17 protein-coding genes are annotated in these 19,675 nt (G+C 43.4%); 5 read left to right on the top strand and 12 right to left on the bottom strand.

Annotation, left to right across the window (positions count from 1 at the left end; translation table 11 throughout):
- Position 1: 1 nt before the first annotated feature.
- The 8 genes from VJ786_RS08560 to VJ786_RS08595 are packed head-to-tail and all read right to left on the bottom strand — an operon-like array spanning position 2 to position 8,380.
- Positions 2–607, bottom strand: a complete 606-nt coding sequence (locus VJ786_RS08560; RefSeq protein WP_099365828.1) for a DUF4254 domain-containing protein — start codon at positions 605–607, stop codon at positions 2–4.
- Between the two features lie 15 nt (positions 608–622).
- Positions 623–2,230 carry an NADH-quinone oxidoreductase subunit N gene (locus tag VJ786_RS08565; protein WP_336557627.1) on the bottom strand — a complete coding sequence of 536 codons (1,608 nt, stop codon included), beginning with the start codon at positions 2,228–2,230 and terminating at the stop codon, positions 623–625.
- Positions 2,231–2,237: 7 nt separating this feature from the next.
- Positions 2,238–3,842, bottom strand: a complete 1,605-nt coding sequence (locus VJ786_RS08570; protein ID WP_099365826.1) for a complex I subunit 4 family protein — start codon at positions 3,840–3,842, stop codon at positions 2,238–2,240.
- Position 3,843: 1 nt separating this feature from the next.
- Positions 3,844–5,874, bottom strand: a complete 2,031-nt coding sequence (nuoL, locus tag VJ786_RS08575) for an NADH-quinone oxidoreductase subunit L (RefSeq protein ID WP_257213694.1) — start codon at positions 5,872–5,874, stop codon at positions 3,844–3,846.
- Between the two features lie 7 nt (positions 5,875–5,881).
- Complete coding sequence (gene nuoK, locus VJ786_RS08580) at positions 5,882–6,187, bottom strand: NADH-quinone oxidoreductase subunit NuoK (RefSeq protein WP_099365824.1); 306 nt, start codon at positions 6,185–6,187, stop codon at positions 5,882–5,884.
- The gene (locus VJ786_RS08585) at positions 6,184–6,726 is read right to left on the bottom strand and encodes an NADH-quinone oxidoreductase subunit J family protein (protein WP_099365823.1); all 543 of its coding nucleotides are present in this window, start codon (positions 6,724–6,726) and stop codon (positions 6,184–6,186) included. Before VJ786_RS08585 ends, nuoK begins: the two co-directional genes overlap by 4 nt.
- Positions 6,726–7,289: a 4Fe-4S binding protein gene (locus tag VJ786_RS08590; RefSeq protein ID WP_099365822.1), complete on the bottom strand. Its 564-nt coding sequence runs from the start codon at positions 7,287–7,289 to the stop codon at positions 6,726–6,728. Before VJ786_RS08590 ends, VJ786_RS08585 begins: the two co-directional genes overlap by 1 nt.
- Before the next feature lie 17 nt (positions 7,290–7,306).
- The gene (locus VJ786_RS08595; protein ID WP_099365821.1) at positions 7,307–8,380 is read right to left on the bottom strand and encodes a complex I subunit 1/NuoH family protein; all 1,074 of its coding nucleotides are present in this window, start codon (positions 8,378–8,380) and stop codon (positions 7,307–7,309) included.
- A 176-nt stretch (positions 8,381–8,556) separates the two neighbouring features.
- On the opposite strand from VJ786_RS08595, the gene VJ786_RS08600 reads away from it, so the two are divergent.
- Positions 8,557–9,339, top strand: a complete 783-nt coding sequence (locus VJ786_RS08600; RefSeq protein ID WP_099365820.1) for an META domain-containing protein — start codon at positions 8,557–8,559, stop codon at positions 9,337–9,339.
- A gap of 259 nt (positions 9,340–9,598) precedes the next feature.
- On the opposite strand, the gene ispG is transcribed toward VJ786_RS08600, so the two are convergent.
- Both ispG and VJ786_RS08610 read right to left on the bottom strand, forming a co-directional pair.
- On the bottom strand, positions 9,599–11,605 hold the full coding sequence (ispG, locus tag VJ786_RS08605; protein ID WP_099365819.1) for a (E)-4-hydroxy-3-methylbut-2-enyl-diphosphate synthase: 2,007 nt from the start codon (positions 11,603–11,605) through the stop codon (positions 9,599–9,601).
- 28 nt (positions 11,606–11,633) lie between these two features.
- Complete coding sequence (locus tag VJ786_RS08610; RefSeq protein ID WP_099365818.1) at positions 11,634–12,536, bottom strand: LiaI-LiaF-like domain-containing protein; 903 nt, start codon at positions 12,534–12,536, stop codon at positions 11,634–11,636.
- 157 nt (positions 12,537–12,693) lie between these two features.
- Here VJ786_RS08610 and VJ786_RS08615 point away from each other — a divergent pair, with 157 nt between their 5' ends.
- The 3 genes from VJ786_RS08615 to VJ786_RS08625 all read left to right on the top strand — a co-directional run bounded on the left by VJ786_RS08615 (position 12,694) and on the right by VJ786_RS08625 (position 15,198).
- Positions 12,694–13,428 (top strand): MlaE family ABC transporter permease, encoded by a 735-nt coding sequence (locus tag VJ786_RS08615; RefSeq protein ID WP_099365817.1) that lies wholly within the window; start codon positions 12,694–12,696, stop codon positions 13,426–13,428.
- 5 nt (positions 13,429–13,433) lie between these two features.
- Entirely contained in the window at positions 13,434–14,192 is a 759-nt protein-coding gene (locus VJ786_RS08620; RefSeq protein ID WP_099365816.1) for an ABC transporter ATP-binding protein, read from the top strand.
- A 103-nt stretch (positions 14,193–14,295) separates the two neighbouring features.
- Complete coding sequence (locus VJ786_RS08625) at positions 14,296–15,198, top strand: class I SAM-dependent methyltransferase (RefSeq protein WP_257213692.1); 903 nt, start codon at positions 14,296–14,298, stop codon at positions 15,196–15,198.
- A gap of 79 nt (positions 15,199–15,277) precedes the next feature.
- Here the strand turns inward: VJ786_RS08625 and VJ786_RS08630 are convergent, their stop codons facing one another.
- The gene (locus tag VJ786_RS08630; protein ID WP_099365814.1) at positions 15,278–17,059 is read right to left on the bottom strand and encodes a hypothetical protein; all 1,782 of its coding nucleotides are present in this window, start codon (positions 17,057–17,059) and stop codon (positions 15,278–15,280) included.
- Between the two features lie 79 nt (positions 17,060–17,138).
- Complete coding sequence (locus VJ786_RS08635; protein WP_099365813.1) at positions 17,139–18,995, bottom strand: DNA topoisomerase IV subunit B; 1,857 nt, start codon at positions 18,993–18,995, stop codon at positions 17,139–17,141.
- 238 nt (positions 18,996–19,233) lie between these two features.
- Here VJ786_RS08635 and VJ786_RS08640 point away from each other — a divergent pair, with 238 nt between their 5' ends.
- Positions 19,234–19,509, top strand: a complete 276-nt coding sequence (locus VJ786_RS08640) for a hypothetical protein (protein WP_099365812.1) — start codon at positions 19,234–19,236, stop codon at positions 19,507–19,509.
- The last annotated feature ends 166 nt before the right edge of the window (positions 19,510–19,675 follow it).

The following is a 19,675-nucleotide window of genomic DNA, read 5'->3' on the forward strand; positions in this document are numbered from 1 at the left end:
ATTATTTTTGGGTGCCGTATAAAACAGGATTAAGATTCGGATCATTGTACATTTTCATCTGTTTATAGACTTTCATGTATTTTTTTCCGCTTTCAATGTCGCTTAATAATTCATCGATGCTTTGGGAAAGATCTTTACGCTGCTCCAATAGCACGTTAAGTTTTTCTGTACAAGCTTGAATATGGGCATTGGAAACATCTGTTCTTAGGGTTTCCTGTTCCATGTGGAATATTTTCAGTGCGAGGATGGATAATCGATCTATTGCCCATGCCGGACTTTCAGAATTGATCTTGGCGTCTGTTAATGGCTGGATATCTTTGAACTTTGACAAATAATAGCTGTCGATGTATTCGACGGTATCTGTTCTTTCTTGATTTTGGCGGTCAATGCGGCGCTTCCAATACAATCCTTCGCGAGGATCGATATCTGGATTGCGAACGACATCTTCCATATGCCATTGCGCAGTGTCGATCCAGCATTTCAGATAAAGCAGGTGCTCAAGTGTTTGGCTATCGTAGGGATTGCTGATCGGATGGTCGATCTGATCATGTACATGGTAATCTTGAATTACTTGCTGAAAGATTTTATTTGCTGTTCCACTAATCATACACAAATATAACATTTAGCTGTTGATGCTAAAGATATTTAGCGCAAGAGATGGGAAAATTCCTAATAAAAGGACCAAGATGGTGAGTAGGATACCGATAAGGTAGAGGATATTGAAGGGGGAAGGAGCGGTTGAAGGGGAAGAAGGGGAAGAAAGGGAAGATTGCTTCGTCGTACCTCCTCGCAATGACGCGGGTATTTCTTCTGATGCCACGGGGGTTTCTTCCGATGACGCGGGTGTTCCTTGCCATGACGCGGAGTTTCTTAAGAACGCGTATAAAGGGATCTTGAAGTAATAGAACAAGGAGATGACCGAGGTTAGGGCTCCGATGATCAATAGAGCTAAAAAGATGGAATCTTCGGAGGATTGGTACAACTCGAAAATACTGCTGAACACCAATAATTTCCCTACAAATCCAGCGGTAGGAGGTAATCCTACCAAGGAAATTCCGATGAAGGAAAAACAGGTGAATAGGATGGGATAAGTTTTGCCCAATCCGGTATAGGAGGAAAGCAAGGTGCTTCCTTCTTGTTTTTCCAATATGCTGATGAATGCAAAAATCGCTAAGTTCATCAGGGTGTAAGCCAGGATATAGAATAACAGGATATCCTGATGTCCATTGCTATAGCCGATAATGGCCATCAGCAAAAATCCGGTATGCCCGATCGACGAGTAGGCCATCATCCTTTTTACATCCTGCTGCCTTAAGGCGATTAAATTTCCGATGAGCATGGTCACCATAGCCACCACTGCTATGAACAAGAACGTAAGATCGCTGAAATAGAATTGGGTACTGATCCAGGCACTGGCAATTCGGCCAAACAGCACAATAGCGGCAATCTTCGGAATGGTAGACAGAAAAGCCGTTACTGGGGTAGGAGAGCCTTCATAAACATCCGGTGCCCACAGGTGAAAAGGAACAAAACTTAGTTTGAATCCGATGCCGGTGAATACAAACAGAAAGGCGATGCTGACCATCACTTTTGGCGCATCGATCAATCCTTGAATGTGTTGTTGGCTTGAAAAATCAAGATCTCCTGTAAAACCGTAGACCAAAGAAAGGCCATACAGCATCACCGCCGCACAGGCTGATCCAAACAAGGCGTATTTCATCGCAGCTTCTGCCTGTTTCTTGTTCTCAGAGAAATAACCGACCAGCACATAAGAGGAGATCGAAACCATCTCAATAGCTATAAAAGCCATTAACCAATTGCTGGTCATAGTGAGGATATGTAAACCAATGCCTGCTGCCAATAAAATGCTGTAGATATCTCCTTTTCGTTTATTGAAGATCTTATCCTTGAAGTATTGTTGGGAATAGATGCAGGCGATCAGAAGACTGACAAGGATAAAGGACCGAGCGAAAAAGCTCATCTTATCCAGGATCAACATCTGATAGAAACCTGAACTTTGGAGGTTGTATTGGGATAGAAGGATCAAGAATGCCCCTAAGCAGGTAATGATGCTGATATAAAAGGAGCTTTGTTTCCAGGTCTTATCTAAGAATAGGGTAGCCGCAATCGTCAATAGAAATCCGAATGCCAGCGCCAATTCCACCTTGAATAAAGGTAGAGAAGCAATGATATGATCTATATTTTCCGATACTTGGTAGCTAAAATCCATCACAGTATTATAAATAAGGATTAACTAAATTCAAAAGGCTCAAGACAGATTGGTTCAATAGGCCAAACACCAAGGATGGCATAACCCCCAATAGCAGTGCCAATGCCAAGGTTGGAAAAAGAATGATCTGCTCCCGTACGGAAAGGTCAGTAAGGCTGTTAGCCCAAGTTTCCCCACCTTTTAGTCGGGTCTCCCCGAAGAACATCCGTTGAAGAGTCCATAAGAAATAGGCCGCACTCAAAAGGATACCCAGGGAACCAAATATCGCCATCCAACGCGGAATTCCTGTTGATAGACTTTCTGCATTAAACGTTCCGATAATGACAAATGCTTCCCCAATAAATGCCGAGAACCCAGGCAATCCTAGGGAGGCAAAGAATGCAATGGCCACGTAGGCCGTATATTTTGGCATCAAAGAGGCAAGCCCTCTGAAATTATAGATGTAACGATCATGGACACGGTCGTAAAGAACTCCAACCAGGAAGAAGAGGGCGGCCGAAAGAAAGCCGTGGCTCAACATCTGGAAAACGGCTCCGGAAATACCTTCCGCAGTAAGGGATGCGATTCCCAATAAGACAAACCCCATATGGGATACCGATGAATAAGCGATCAATCGCTTCAGATCGGTCTGCGCTAAAGCATTGAATGCGCCATAAAGAATGGATATAATACCGATAAGACCTAGCCACCAATTCGCGTCTACGGCGGCATCTGGAAATATGCCCAAACAGATCCGGATAACACCATATCCCCCAATTTTTAATAGGATACCAGCTAAAATAATAGAAACCGGCGTTGGTGCTTCCACGTGTGCATCGGGTAACCAGGTATGTAAAGGTACAATTGGGATTTTAATAGCGAATGCCACAAATAGGACGATAAATCCGACCATTCTTGCCGGGATTCCCAAGATCTCTTGGCTGTTTCCTAAGCCTTCAAAGAAGGAACCTGGGACATAATTCGCCGGATCCATCATGTAGAGCATGTTGAAGGTATGCGCGCCGGTATTTGGGTTTTGGACCGAAAAATATAATCCTACGATGACCAGCAGCATAAAAACGGACCCAAATAAGGTATAGATAAAGAATTTGATGGCAGCATATTCCCGTCTTGCACCACCCCATATACCTATTAGGAAATATAAAGGCAACAGCATCACCTCATAGAATACATAGAAGAGGAAGAAGTCCAAAGCACAAAAGATGCCCATCACGGCGGTGTTCAACAGCATCAATAGGGCAAAGTATCCTTTTTTGCTCTTTTCAATACGCCAGGAGGCTCCTATGGCCATCAACATGACAAAGGCACTCAAGACCAATAGCGGAAGGGAAAATCCGTCCACCCCGAGGAAATAATCGATTTCCAATGTACCCATTGAGCCTAGCTGCATGCGTATCCAAGGCAATTGCTCCACGTATTGGTAGGCCGAAACAGCATTGAATGCGGCTTCGCTTGGTTGGAAGTTGGCGTAAAGATAACCGGACAGTCCAAATTGGATCAATGTCGCTGCCAATGCAATGTATTTGAACGAACCATTGCTGCGATTTGGAAGAACCAAGATCGCAAGAACAGCTAGTAGCGGTAAAAATATAAGTAAGGAAAGTAGTCCCATCTTATTTGAATATCAAATAAATTATTCCAATTAATAAAACCGTGAAGGCAAAACCCAAATAGTTCTGTAACCTTCCATTCTGAACCCATCGTAATAGATGCCCCAGGTAATACGTGCTTCCAGCGATGGTATTCACCAATCCATCGACGATATAACGATCGATCCAAGCCGATACGCGGGAAATAGCGGGAACCAATGATCCCGCTAGGTTAACCAATCCATCGATGATGTGTTTGTCGAACCAATATAATCCATTACTGAATTGCACGGTGCTGTTTACAAAAGCCTTTTGATAAAACTCATTCAGATAGCCTTGATTTAAAGATAATTGAAGAAGTGGGAATGTCATCCTGGACTTGCCCTCTGTCATCCTGAGCTTGTCGAAGGACCCCCCAGCCTCTCCCTGCGCATACCATCTGTATGCCCAGATCCAGATCAAAATACTTCCAATACTCATCAGCAAAGGAACCACCGTATGCAAAATATGCAGTTCGGTATAGTCCCGATTAAATTCAAATCCCCTCAACACAAAAGCTTGTTGGTAAGATAAAGGGTTTAAACTAAAAACCACAAAAAGCGAACAGATTCCTAGAAAAACCATAGGACCTAACATCTGTCCCGGAGCTTCATGTATTCCTGGATTTTCCACGTTAATCCTCAATTTCCCAAAAAACACTTTGAACATCAACCTGCCAATATAGAAGGCGGTCATAAAACTTACAATGATTAGTGTAATCGGGATCAAGAGCCAAAGACCACCTTGCTGCATGCCCCATTCTAGGGCATTGATTAAGATCGCATCTTTGGATAAAAACCCAGAAGTTAAAGGAAATCCGGCTAAGGCAAGCGATGCAATTGCCATAAGGATGAAAGTCTTGGGCATATATTTCCTTAGTCCACCCATATTATGGATATCCTGTGGATCGAAATCTAGCTGATGTTTGGTTTTAAGGTGTGCCATTTCATGGATAATAGCCCCTGCTGCTAGGAACAATAGACATTTGAAAAAGGCATGGGTAACGAGATGGAACATCGCAGCATCCCAAGCCCCAATACCAATGGCAACCATCATGAAACCCAATTGGGAAATGGTGGAGAAAGCCAATATGCGTTTGATATCCTGTTGCGCTAGGGCGAAATATGCAGCTATAAATGCGGTGATGCATCCAATAATGGCAATAATAAGCAAGACAGTGGTATTAAACAAAGGAAATACCGTGCTCAACAGGAATACCCCGGCTGCAACCATCGTAGCGGCATGGATCAGGGAAGAAACTGCCGTAGGTCCTTCCATGGCGTCCGGCAGCCAAACATGTAGCGGGAATTGTGCCGATTTGGCCATGGCCCCTAAAAAGAAACAACAGCCGGCAAAGGTCATCCATCCGCTTGAATCCGGAGGAACCGTACTGAGAAAACCATGCTCTCCAAATAAATCCACCAGATTTAATGTTCCGTATAAGCTGTATAAACTGGCTATGCCCAATAGAAAACCTAAATCCCCAATCCTATTGATGATAAAAGCTTTTTTATTGGCCTGAACCGCCGATTCTTTATGAAACCAGAATCCGATCAATAAATAGGAGGCAAATCCCACCAATTCCCAGGCAATATACATCAACAAGAGATTGTCTGCCATGGTTAATAAAAGCATCGCAAAACAGAATAGGCTGAGGTACATCCAATACCGATGTATGCCTGGATCCCCTTTCATATAGGCTCTCGAGTAGATATGAACGGGCAAAGCCACCAAACAAACGATCAATTGCATCAGGCTAGTCAGGTTATTCAATAGGAAACCGATCTGAAAATCTTTTGTGCCAATACTGAACCAGGTAAGGGCTTGATGCTGCGTGTCCTGGTTCCATATTTTTGGAAAGACTATGGTCGCACTGATCAAACAGCTCAATAAAATCGCAAGGAGCGAGATGGTTCCCTTTTGTGATCTCCTGCCGAGCATCGCTTGGATCAGGAAAGCAAGGAAAGGTAATATAACGACCAGTAGGCTGGCAACGATTGGCGATAGGTTCATCATTTGCACATTAATCTCTTAGGTCCGTAATATTATCCGGGTTAATGGATTTGTATTTTCTATACACATTCAAAATGATGGCCAATCCGACAGCAACAGCTGCAGCAGCCAGCACTATGGCAAAAAGAGCAAACACCTGTCCGCCATAATTGATCTTATCATACCTGCCGAATGCTACCAGATTCAAAATGGCGGCATTGATGATGAATTCTATCCCTACCAAAATCATGATGGCGTTCCTTTTGGCCAATACCGCATATAATCCGATACAGAATAGACAAGCGGATACTACCAAGAAATGAGTTAAAGTAATCATTGTTTATCCTCCTTTCTGGATAGATGGGCCGCCCCGATCAGTGCCATCAATAAAAAGATGGATATCACTTCAAAAGGAAGTAGATAATGAGTCATGAATTTGATGCCCAAATGGTTGATATTATTGTCGGAAGGTAAAATAACCTGTCCTTTATGTATATTTTGGGTAATCCAATTCGGGGTATGTTGTTGCCATTCGATGATGCCATAGATCATCACGGCAAGAAATCCCAACGTTAAGAGAAGGGATTGCCAGTTGGGCATGGATAGGAATCTGGAGGATGTGTTTTGTAGATCCGCCAATAGTTCCTTGTTGGAAAGCATGAAGGCAAAGATCATTAGGATCAATACGCCACCCACATAGACCATGATCTGGGTAATGGCGACAAAATCAGCTAAGGCAAACAGGAACAATCCGGCCATACCGAACAACACCACGAAGAAAAGAAATAAGGCACGTGCTGTATTTTTCAGGCTAACTACCAGAAGGGCAGAACCGATCGCCAACACGGCAAAAGAATAGAACAATACTAATTCCATTATTTAGCCTTTGCTGCCTCCTTTTCAGCTTGAAAACGCGTCCATTCTTCCTTGCGTTTTTGCACTTCCGCATCCGACATGTCCGAAAAAGTATAGGTTAGATCCGCCAGATTTGTGGTGCTGCGGTCGTAATTATCCGTCATAACGATGCATTCCGTAGGACAAACCACGGTACATAATCCGCAATACATGCATTTTGCCATATCGATCTCGAATTTGGCTGCATAAAGTCTCTTTACGCTTCCATCAGAGGTTTTTCCAATGGCTTCTGGGGATTTGATGGATTCTATGGCAATACAATCCACCGGACAGGCCTTGGCACATAAATCACAGACAATACAATCGTCTATTTCTACATCCAATTGATACCTGGCCACATCGGGGATCGGCATTTTTTCCGAAGGAAATTGAACGGTGGTCACACCTTCTTGTTTTTCGAAATAATTTACCTGTTTAATGTCCAGGGAGGTTCTTGATTTTCGGGCACTAAAAAGGTGGGCCACCGTTAAGCTGAGTCCCTTTATGGCCGTAGCCAATCCTTTAAGTGTAGATTTGATAATCATGTCAACCTATCAATATTTTAAACCATCACTGTAATTCGCCAAATCCCGGAAATGGCCATGCAAAGAAATGCCACTGGGATTAAGATCTTCCAACATAAGACCATAAGTTGATCAGCACGGAACCTCGGAAGGGTCCAGCGGATCCATATTTGCACGGCTACAATGAACAAAGATTTGATCAATGTCCAGAAAATACCCCAATAAAGTCCGGTGGTCCAATCGGCCAAACGTACATTTCCAATATTGGGAAGGGGACTGTTCCAAGCGCCCAAGAAGATCACCACGCCCAGCATCGCCACCAAGAACATCATAGCGTATTCCGCCAGGAAAATAAAGGCAAAACGGATACCACCATATTCTGTATGGAAACCTCCGATCAGTTCACTTTCCGCCTCAGGGATATCAAAAGGTGCTCTATTGCATTCTGCAAGGGAAGCAATGAAAAAGATGACATAGCTCACCAAGAGATGCGGTGCCTGGAAAACATTCCAGGATAAGATACCCCCTATATCCTTCACATTCCAGATGCCTAAGAAAAACAGATCTTGTTCACTATAAATCCCTTGATTGAGGGCAATTTCGTTCAGATTAAGGGTTTGGGTGATCATCACCGCAGCAATCAAAGATAATCCTACCGGTAATTCATAGGAAATCATCTGCGCGATGGCACGAATAGATCCCAAAAGGGAATATTTGTTATTTGAGCCCCATCCGGCCATCAGAATACCAATAGCATCGATGGAAACCACCGCCATAATAAAAAATAAACCGGTGTGTGTATTTGCTGGAACAAAATCGGCTGCCCAAGGAACGACCGAGAAACCAACAAAAACCGCCACAAAAATCAGGATAGGGGCAACGGCAAAGAGGATTCTATCCGCTGCCGCTGGAGAAATAAATTCTTTTTGAAGGAGTTTGAGGATATCCGCAAAGGTTTGGAGCAATCCAAATTTCCCGGTTTCCATTGGCCCTAATCGATCCTGTACAAAACCTGCAATCTTACGCTCCGCATATACTGCAAAAAGCGTGAATAAAGCAATAAAAAGGAATATTGCGACTGGGGTAAGGATATGGATAAAAAGGGAACTCAATCTTCTTTTTAGATTAATTCTTAATTAAGGACAAACATACGGAAAACGGACGAATTACCTCAAAAATATTATAAAATATACTAGTTTAGTAGATATTATTTAGGGTAATTTAGTAGCACTTCGTTCAAACATTTCGTCTTTAGGAGAGTATTAATAAAAGAAATAAGAAAATCACTATGAAAAAAACAATTTTTAGTATGCTAGCTGTAGCCAGCTTGATCTTTTCGAGCTGTAGTACATCCAAACAAGTTACAGCAGATGAATCAGCTGACATCGCTAAAATCACCGGTAAGAAATGGCAATTAGTGGAATTGGGTGGGAAACCAGTAGCCGCTGAGGTAAATGGGAAGATGCCTTATTTGGAGTTTTTGCATGAGGCTGGACGTTATTCGGCCAATGGGGGTTGTAATACACTGAATGGGGAATTTCAATTCGCAAAGAACAATAAAATACATTTTACGAGAGGGATATCAACGATGATGGCCTGCGAGAATATGGAGATTGAGAGGGGTTTGGGGCAATCCTTGCAACAGGCGGATAATTATACGTTTGCAGATGGGGTGTTGTCTTTAAATCAAGGTCGTAAAGCTCCTTTGGCGCGATTTAAGGAGATTTCTTCCGATGTTTCCGTTGCTGGGACTTGGGAGTTGGATTATATCGCTGGATCGAATAAACCTTTCAATGAATTGTTTCCAGGGAAGAAGCCGACTATGGTGATTCAGGCTGGATCTTCGAAGGTTTCAGGAAATGGGGGATGCAATAATTATGGAAGTAATATGAGCTTGGATGGTAGGAAAGTGAATTTCAGTGGAATTTTTTCTACGAAGATGGCTTGTAAGGGTGATGGAGAGCCTTTGTATTTTTCAACGTTGGAGAAGGTGAATGTGATGAGTGTGAACGGGGATGCAATGACGTTGATAATTGGCGATATTGCGGTGATGAGGTTTAAGAGGAAGTAATTCTCGTCATTGCGAGGAGGTACGACGAAGCAATCTTTCGATTAGGATAAGCTAGACTTTCTTTCCGTGTCATCCTGAGCGTAGTCGAAGGATCTGTACGCTGGTAAACGAACAGATGGTTCGACTGCGCTCACCATGACATGGTTAAAGATTGCTTCGTTCCTCGCAATGACGTTAAAACTTACGATGACGTATAGTTCCATCCAATGACGTATAAATACACGCAATGACGTTAAAACCTCCCAATAACCTATACTTTCTACCCTTCCATCTCCACCCAAAGTCCATCAGACTTAATAATCTCAATCAACTCATCCAATGCATTCGCCGAAGAAACATTTTTCTTCACCACCTGCTTCCCTCTATACAACGTTATCTTATCCGGGCCAGCACCTACATACCCATAATCCGCATCAGCCATCTCACCCGGTCCATTCACAATACAACCCATAATCCCGATTTTCAAGCCTTTCAAGTGGTTAGTTCTACTTCTTATCATCTGCGTAGTTTCCTGCAGATCAAACAAAGTCCTACCACAACTCGGGCAAGAAATATATTCCGTTTTAGAGATCCTAGACCTTGTAGCTTGCAAAATCCCAAAAGATACTGAAGCAATCTTATCAGTTGGAGTCGCTGGGCTATCCAACCAAATCCCAGATCCCAATCCATCGATCAATAACGCACCAAAATCAGTCGCAGCATAGAGCTGTATCTTCGAGATCGGTTCCTCCGGATCCATAATATCTCCCAATGGTCCCGAAAATTCTTCCACCGCATAACTTCTCTTCAAAATCACCGGATTATCAATTCCGATTTCCTGAAGATTCGCAAAAAACTGACGCTGATCCGCCATACCATGCAGATGATCAGTCTCCAAGATAAAAACCAAAGTTTTATCAATGGCCAATTGCGCAAAAGCTTCCGATTGCAGATCATCATTGCTGATATGGATCAGGTTCATGGCAGCATCCTTTTCCTTGGCTTCATTAAATTCCTCCAAAGAATAGATCGGATGCATGTTCGCCTTATTGCTTAAACCCAACCAGGTTTTATAATTATATAGCTGTTTCAGGTTGCCAGGCATAGTAAACGATGGCAATTGATCGCCCAGGTAAACAAAATCTACCGATTGGTCGCCCATATGGTATTTATCCAACACCGCATCGTATTTATAGCCTACTTCCGTAAGGATAAAAGGATCTTTTAGGTTTTTCTGTGTGATATCCACCACAATCCTCGGCACCAAAGAACCCCCAATAAAGGCGTTAACCTCCGAAGACTCATATCTTTTGGTCTCTTTTGACACCGTCGCCAATTGCAGGATTTCCCGTTTGGGTTCAGATACAAGGGCTGCTTTCCGATTGCTGTAGCGGTTTACCAAAGCAATGGCTACTGGAGCTTCCTTCTCCGGTTCTTCCGTCAAAGAAACACGCACGGTATCGCCAAGTCCATCTTCCAACAAGGTCCCGATCCCCACCGCCGATTTAATCCGGCCATCCTCGCCATCACCAGCTTCCGTAACGCCAAGATGCAAAGGATAATTCATGTTCTCGGCAACCATTTTCTCGACCAACAAGCGATAAGCCTGCACCATCACCTGCGGATTGGAAGATTTCATGGAAACCACCAGGTTGTAGTAATTCAGATCTTCACAGATCCGGATGAATTCCAAGGCCGATTCCACCATGCCTTCTGGGGTATCCCCATAACGGCTCATGATGCGGTCAGACAACGAACCATGGTTAGTTCCGATCCGCATGGCAGTACCATATTCCTTACAGATACCCACCAATGGGGCGAATTTCTTATAGATCCTATCCAATTCCGCTTGATAAGCAGCATCGGTATAATCGATCTGGTCGAACTTCTTCTTATCCGCATAATTACCCGGATTCACGCGCACTTTCTCTACGATCCTCGCCGCTACTTCCGCAGCATTCGGCGTGAAATGTATATCCGCCACCAAAGGGACTTGATAACCCCTGTAGCGTAATTCTTTCTTGATGATTGCTAGATTTTCGGCTTCCTTGATGCTAGGAGCCGTAATGCGGACATACTCACATCCTGCATCCACCATCTTGATGGTCTGTTCCACCGAACCCATGGTATCCATGGTGTCCACTGTCGTCATACTCTGGATGCGGATAGGTTGATTTCCACCCATGGGAATATCCCCAATCTGTACTTCTCTCGTCAAAAACCTACTATACGATGTTTTTGAATTACAATATCCCCCTGCTAATTCTGATGATTTCAAGCTGTCCATACCGCACAAAGTTAGCTATTTTTAAAAGTTAATAGCGTAAAATGGTCAATGAATTTGCTGCGCCATCCACTTTGATCGTATAGCGGCTGTTGGATTTATCGTATCCCGAAGTTTTTCGGATCTTATCATCGCTGATATCCACATCTTCAAATTTATTGCTGGACAGAAAAGAGTCGGTTTCAACGCTACAATCTGCTCCCTTCGGCAAAAATAACTTGATGCTGGAAGCAGCGGTGTTGATATCGATTAAATGATCCCCCTCGATCGGAACAGGAAGGTACATGTCCAAACTGGTCGCACCCGAATTGATGCTCAAGGATCCCAATTTCAGTTTCTTGAAATCAGCACTGATGCTGGCCGCACCGATATTGTATTCCAGATCCCAGATATGATTCGGGTTCAAACCTACAAAAATCTTGTTCTTGGCGTATTTGCTGGACTTGATCTGCGTATTTATAGTGAAGTTATTGATTTCATCCGTATTGCTCAACGAAAGGGAAGAGTTAGGGCTATCGGTGCTTGCACGGAAAAGGGAATCCGTATTGACGTCAGTATTCATGATGTACTTAGCCGCCCCACCATTGAATTTAAGGGTAATACGTTCAGCGATTCCTTCCGAAGATTTTCCTATCGAGTTGGCAGGAATAAATTCGGCATCATCACTAACTGCTGTAAACGAATCAAAGATGGTGTCTTCTGAAGTTACGCCCTGATAAAAGATAAAGGAACAGATGATGATGTTACAGGCAGCAAGGATCCAAGCGGTATTCTTGCGGTTCTGCAATAAAAAACCTATACCAATGGATACCAACAATAAAGGCCAATATTTAATGGCGCCAATAAAGTTAAAGTCGATGATATGTAGGTTATGAAGGAGGACAACCAGTCCAATAAAGACTAACCAGATGCCCGTTGCTATTTTGTTGTTCATTGTTTATTTGTTTTGTTGTCGTCAAAACTAGTACGATTATACAAATTAATTAACTGAAAATAGGCTATGTTGCCTAAATTTTCGGTAAATGAATTAGATTTGTCGGTGAAATAATTCCACAGAATTGTTATCTTGAACGGATGCTAAATATATTGATATGATATTCTACTATATAGGCGACTACATATTGTTGTTGAAGAAGGTTTTTCGGAAACCCGAAAAATGGAAAATTTACTGGAAGGAAGTCCTCCATGAGATGAGTGATATTGGTGTGGGTTCTTTGGGCTTGATCCTGATTATTTCCACGTTTATCGGGGCGGTAATGACCATGCAGATTGCCTTTCAATTGGTTTCCGACCTGATCCCAACCTCGGTTATCGGATCGATAAACCGTGACTCCAATATTCTGGAACTTGGACCTACCATCTCTGCCTTGGTATTGATGGGAAAGGTGGGGTCCTCCATTTCTTCCCAGATTGGTTCCATGCGGGTAACCGAGCAGATCGATGCATTGGAAATCATGGGGATAAACGCGGCAGGATACCTCATCCTTCCGAAGATCATAGCTGGGGTCATCATGGTTCCTGTTTTGGTAACGGTGGCTATCTTTTGTGCTATCGTAGGTGGTCTTATCGGCGGGTCGCTCTCCGGAGCTGTGACCGTGGATGATTATAATGAAGGTATCCGATCCGGATTCAATGGTTTTACGGTAGCTGTTGCTATGGTAAAAGCTTTTGTGTTTGGTTTTATCATCACTTCGGTGCCGGCATACAAAGGTTTTAATGTACGTGGTGGGGCTTTGGAAGTTGGACAAGCAGGTACCAGAGCAGTTGTGATTGGTTGTATTACCATTCTTGCCTGTGACTATTTGATAACTGCTTTAATGTTGTAATGTAAATGATTGAAATTCAAGATATTCATAAATCTTTTGGGGATAACCTCGTATTGGACGGGATCAGTGCTACTTTTGAACCAGGAAAGGTCAGCCTCATTATTGGAGGTTCCGGATCTGGAAAAAGTACGGTGCTGAAATGTATCGTCGGCCTGCATCAACCAGACAAGGGAAAGGTGTTTTTTGATGGTAAGGAATTTTCCAAGATGGACTTTGAGGAAAAGGTGCCAATCCGTAAGGAAATAGGTATGCTTTTCCAGAACTCAGCGCTTTTCGACTCCATGACCGTAGAACAGAACATCGTTTTTACCTTGGATATGTTCTCGGAGATGAGCAAATCTGAAAAGTTGGATCGTGCAAATTTCTGTTTGGAGCGGGTGAATCTTGCTGGAAAGAACAAATTGTTCCCGGCGGAATTATCCGGAGGTATGAAAAAACGGGTGGGTATTGCCAGGGCGATCGCCATGAACCCAAAATACCTTTTTTGTGATGAGCCCAATTCCGGATTAGACCCAGCCACCTCCATCCTCATTGATGAACTGATCCAAGAACTGACCGAAGAATACAATTCCACCACTGTAGTGGTAACCCATGATATGAACTCCGTGATGGGGATCGGTCAATATATCATGTTCCTGTACAAAGGGAAGAAATATTGGGAAGGTTCTAATCAGGATATGCTGAAATCGGACAATAAGGAGCTGAACGAATTTGTATTTGCGAGTCCTTTGATGAAAGCAGCTCGCGATACCATGAAGAAGTAGAACCTGAAGAAGTAGAACCTGAGGAAGTAGAACCTGAGGAAGTAGAACTGCGTACATAGAGGATATTATTCCTTATTTGCTATCTTTGCCAAAATTTACTGTTTTGAATACAAATTCTCCCATACAATTACTGACACCACAGCACTGGAAAGATTATGAACTGATCGATTGTGGTGATTTTGAAAAATTGGAACGATTCGGCGAGCTGATTCTGATCCGTCCGGAGCCACAGGCTGTATGGCCGAAAGCTTTAGGCGATGCCGAATGGAACAAACGCTACCACATCAAATTCAAAGGTCGTTCTGCAACAAGTGGAGAATGGTTGAAAAAGAACCCTAAATCGCCAGATAGGTGGCATATCCAATACAAAAACAAGGATGTAGCCATTAAATTCCGATTGGGATTGACCTCCTTCAAGCATGTAGGGATTTTTCCGGAGCAGGCCGTGAATTGGGATTATATTTCAGAATCTGTGAAAGGATTCAAAACCCCAAATCCAAAAGTATTGAATTTATTTGCCTATACGGGTGGGGCTTCCTTGATTGCTAAAGCAGCAGGAGCGGATACGACGCATGTGGATTCGATCAAACAGGTGGTAACTTGGGCGAACGAAAACCAGGAAATCTCCGGCATAAGCGATATCCGCTGGGTGGTAGAAGATGCCTTGAAATTTGTGAAAAGGGAGCTGAAAAGGGGCAATACCTATAATGGGATCATCCTGGATCCGCCGGCTTATGGACATGGTCCAAAAGGGGAGAAGTGGAAGTTGGAAGACCATATCATGGAAATGATGCAGGACGTCGTTAAACTATTGGATCCAAAGGAACACTTCCTGATTCTGAATACCTATTCGTTAGGTTTCTCATCCGTAATCGTGGAAAACCTGATCAAGACTTCTTTTCCAAAGGTGGAGAACCTGGAAATCGGCGAATTGTATTTGCAGGCAACTGCCGGTCCTAAACTTCCTTTAGGCGTATTCGGAAAATTCCGCAAATTCTCTAAATAAACAGCTTTATATAGCTTAAAAAATAAAAGCAGCCATCATCACGACGGCTGCTTTCCATTTTTCACAGTAGGCAATTAAATTACACAATGAGCGGTTTAAGCTGATTTTCATAATTGGCCAATTGTTCCTGAAAAGCTGCCTTAGACTCTCCAAAAACCTGGCTCACCCGATCCTGTAAGGACCTGTAATAGGCAATGCCTTCGACCAATTGATTTTGAAATTTATAGATATACTTTTTCTTTTTTACATCCAGATCCAACAGGTTCTCCTGTATATAGCTACTTAGGTGGTTGACGTATAATTCCAGTTCATTAATGAACATGGACGGTCTTTTGACCCCCTTAAGAACATTGATTCTGCCATAGATATGGTCTACCATTTCCTGAAGGGTATAGATCTTGTTGAAATAAGCCGTATTAGGACCTGGGCAGATGGCCACTGCCGATCTTTCCCTAGGTTTGAGAATCTGGTACTTCAGGTAGGCTGGTGTGGCCAGCCCCTCACATAGACATTGTTTCTCTACAATCTTCTGATAGGCTTTTTCATATTCCTGGGCATTCAATCCTGCCTGGTCTAAATCCTTGATCTTGTTCACCTGATATACCCGGCTAGCGGTACATTGGGGTTCATCGGAATAGGTGCTATCCGAGACCAGGTATTTCTTGGTACAAGGGAATCCCGGGCGACCTTTGGCTATTCGGGATAAACGCGATTGTTCGGCCGTACTTTTCCGGAAATTATTGAACGGAACACCCAATGGGGAGGCATTGCTGATATAGAAATCCTCTGGAGCGGCATTCGCTAAGTTGTTCAGGGTTTCCTCATCAACGGTCGTTGCTTCGGGCACCAATAGGAAAGGGGAACCCCATCCTACGGCATCAAACCCATAATAGTCTAAAAGAAATTGATGTTCCTGGGTAGTTCCCACGCCACCCTGAACGGTAAACCGAATGCCAGGAACATGTTCAATTTCTCGACCTATTTCGCTTAGTGCTGCCTGGTACAACGGAAAAATCTCTTCCGACAGGGCAGCTTTATTTATTTTGAATTCTTCAAGAATCGGCCCTAATAAGAAACCATCGGTGGCAAACGCATGACCTCCGCAATTAAGGCCCGATTCTATCCGGTATTCGGAAATCCAAATACCTCGTTTTGCTAAATATTTCGCTTGGATCAGTGCTGATCGGTAATCAGACACTTTTAAGGTTATTTTTTTGGTGAAATTCCCATGCTCGTCTGGGAAGAATTGGGGGAATTCCTGGAGTTGACCATATAATCTCGGGTTCATTCCGGCCGACAACACAACGGAAGATCGTAAGGTGCTGTTGGCAAAACCTCGAACGGCTGCTGTAGCATCGGAATAATATTCCGAAAGCATCTCGCCATCTTTGGAATAATTGATCTTATCTACCTTGGACATGATGTTGACATCAATATCGCCCGGTAGCATGGCCTCGCAGATCGCTGTTTTTAATCTTTCCTTTTCGCCTGAAGAATTGGTATCCCGCCATTGCTGAAAAAGGTTTCTGGAATGATGTTGCTCCGGTAGCAGCGAAAAATATTTGCTGGCGGTTTCATCCTGCAACCAATCACAGTTTTTTAAGTGTACAAGTTGCTTGTCCACCAATACCTGGATCATATTGAGGTAGGCGGTTATTCTTCTTGCCCGAGCATCTTCCATGTGTTCCCCAATGGCTTCGTATTCAAGCTGGTTTTCGTTGGAATAGTAGGCGCGAAGTCGCTCCAGTAATTCATCATCCACAATGGATACAACGGATGAAATACCAAATTGGGCGACCTTAATGGCCGTATCTACGGAAAAAGCTAAACCTAAAACAGGGATATGGAATGAATGCGTCATGTAATTTTAAACTGACGCAAATAGCAAAGAAATCCTGGATTAAAAAGTAATGATAATTAGGAAGGAAAAGTGATCTTCATCACACAACCGCTTCCTTGGTCATTTCTTCTTCGGTATCCAATTCCACACGCAGGTTATTGACGATATGATGCTGTCTATCCGGTGTGTTCTTGCCCATGTAATACTCCAACAACTGGCTCAATCTATTGTCTTTGGATAGGATAACCGGTTCCAAACGCATATCGCCACCTATGAACAGTCCGAATTCACTCGGCGAGATTTCACCAAGTCCTTTGAATCGGGTAATTTCTGGTTTTGCGCCTAATTTGTTGATGGCTCGGATTCTTTCTTCGTCGGAATAGCAATAAATGGTTTCTTTCTTGTTCCTAACCCGGAATAATGGCGTCTGAAGGATGGACACATGTCCGGCTTTTACCAGATCGGGGAAGAACTGAAGGAAGAAGGTCATGATCAGCAAACGGATGTGCATACCATCCACATCGGCATCTGTTGCAATCACGATATTGTTATAACGTAGCCCTTCGATACCATCTTCGATGTTCAAGGCATGTTGAAGAAGGTTGAATTCCTCATTTTCATACACGATCTTTTTGGTCAACCCGAAGGAGTTCAACGGTTTACCTTTCAGACTGAATACGGCTTGTGTTTGTACATCCCTGGATTTGGTGATGGATCCACTCGCCGAATCACCCTCGGTGATGAATAGGGTTGTTTCTAAATTACGCTCGTGTTTATCGCTGAAATGAATCTTACAGTCCCGGAGCTTTCGATTATGTAGAGAGGCTTTTTTTGCTCTTTCGTTTGCCAATTTCTTGATCCCCGCGATATCCTTGCGTTCTCTTTCTGATTGAAGGATACGTTTTTGCAGGGCTTCTGCGGTCGCAGGGTTCTTGTGCAGGTAGTCGTCTAAAGCCTTCTTCACAAAATCGTTGATGAAGGTACGAACGGTTGGTCCTTCTGGGCCTACACTCTGGGATCCTAATTTTGTTTTTGTTTGGGATTCGAATACCGGCTCCTGCACCTTGATGGCAATGGCCCCAATGATGGATGAACGGATGTCGGATGCATCAAACTCTTTTTTATAGAATTCACGGATGGTTTTTACCACCGCTTCGCGATAAGCAGCCTGATGGGTACCACCTTGGGTGGTATGTTGACCATTCACAAAGGAATAATACTCTTCACCATAACCCTGGCCGTGGGTCATCGCTATTTCGATATCTTCCCCTTTCAAGTGGATGATTGGATAGCGCATGCTTTCCGTGTCGACATTTCTTTCCAACAAATCCTTTAATCCATTTTCGGAAATGAACTTCTGACCATTGAAATTGATGGTGAGTCCAGAATTTAGAAAAACATAATTCCAGATCATGTTCTCCACAAATTCGGAACGGTATTTATAGTTTCTGAAAATGGAATCGTCTGGGTAGAAGGTGACGGATGTTCCATTTCGTTGGGTAGTGTCTTTTTGCTCATCGGCCAACAGCTCGCCTTTGCTGAATTGGGCAATACGGGTAACCCCTTGGCGGTAGGATTGTACCGTGAATTGATTGGACAGGGCATTGACAGCCTTGGTACCCACCCCGTTTAATCCCACGGATTTTTGGAAGGCCTTACTGTCGTATTTACCTCCGGTATTTATTTTTGATACCACATCCACCACAGAACCGATCGGAATTCCGCGCCCGTAATCCCGAACGGTTACCCGATTCTCATTGACGGTGATATCGATGGTTTTTCCAGCACCCATAACAAATTCATCGATGGAATTGTCTACCACTTCCTTTAAAAGGACATAGATTCCATCATCATAGGCAGAACCATCACCCAATTTTCCAATATACATACCCGGTCTTAGGCGGATATGTTCTTTCCAATCGAGCGAACGTATACTATCTTCGTTATATGCTGTCATTTGTTGTGTTGTTTTGAGTTTGCTGGAATATTCTTCTTGGTTGATTTATGAACCTTCGCAAAAATATAAAATTTTTTGAGTCATTTTGTTATGGTTGATGAAGTGGTAGGACTTGTTCCTATGCTTCAAGCTGAAAGTATGGGTTTAATAGGGTATTAGTAGGGTTTTTGTATGGTTTGCATAGGAAAAGCATACTTTTAGGTTACTTTCAGTATGGTTTTGCATCGAAGGTCAAGCGGTGAAAGGGGTGAGGTGGAGGGGATGGTGGAGGGGATGGAAAGGGGATGGTGGAAGAAGGTGGTGTTGGGCGGTGGTGGAAGGGATGGTGGAGGAGATGGTAGAGGGGATGTTGGGATTGGTGATGGGAGGTGTAGGGGAAGGAATAAGACAAAAAAAGCGTCATTGCGAGGAACGAAGCAATCTTTCTGTCTCTGTCATGGTGAGCGTAGTCGAACCATCTGTTCGTGTACAACCGTACAGATCCTTCGACTGCGCTCAGGATGACAAAGGGTAAGGTAGTATGACAAAGAGAAAGATTGCTTCGTCGTGCCTCCTCGCAATGACGGTAGGCCTCGCAATGAACTGTGTATATATCCAAATAATAAATTAAATTTTCTCCAAATAATATTCTGATTAGGCCGCTTTTGCGATGTAGCCCTTTCCAGATTTTGCGATGGCGA

Origin of the sequence: Sphingobacterium tenebrionis (genome assembly GCF_037126265.1) — a bacterium.
Taxonomy (GTDB): domain Bacteria; phylum Bacteroidota; class Bacteroidia; order Sphingobacteriales; family Sphingobacteriaceae; genus Sphingobacterium; species Sphingobacterium tenebrionis.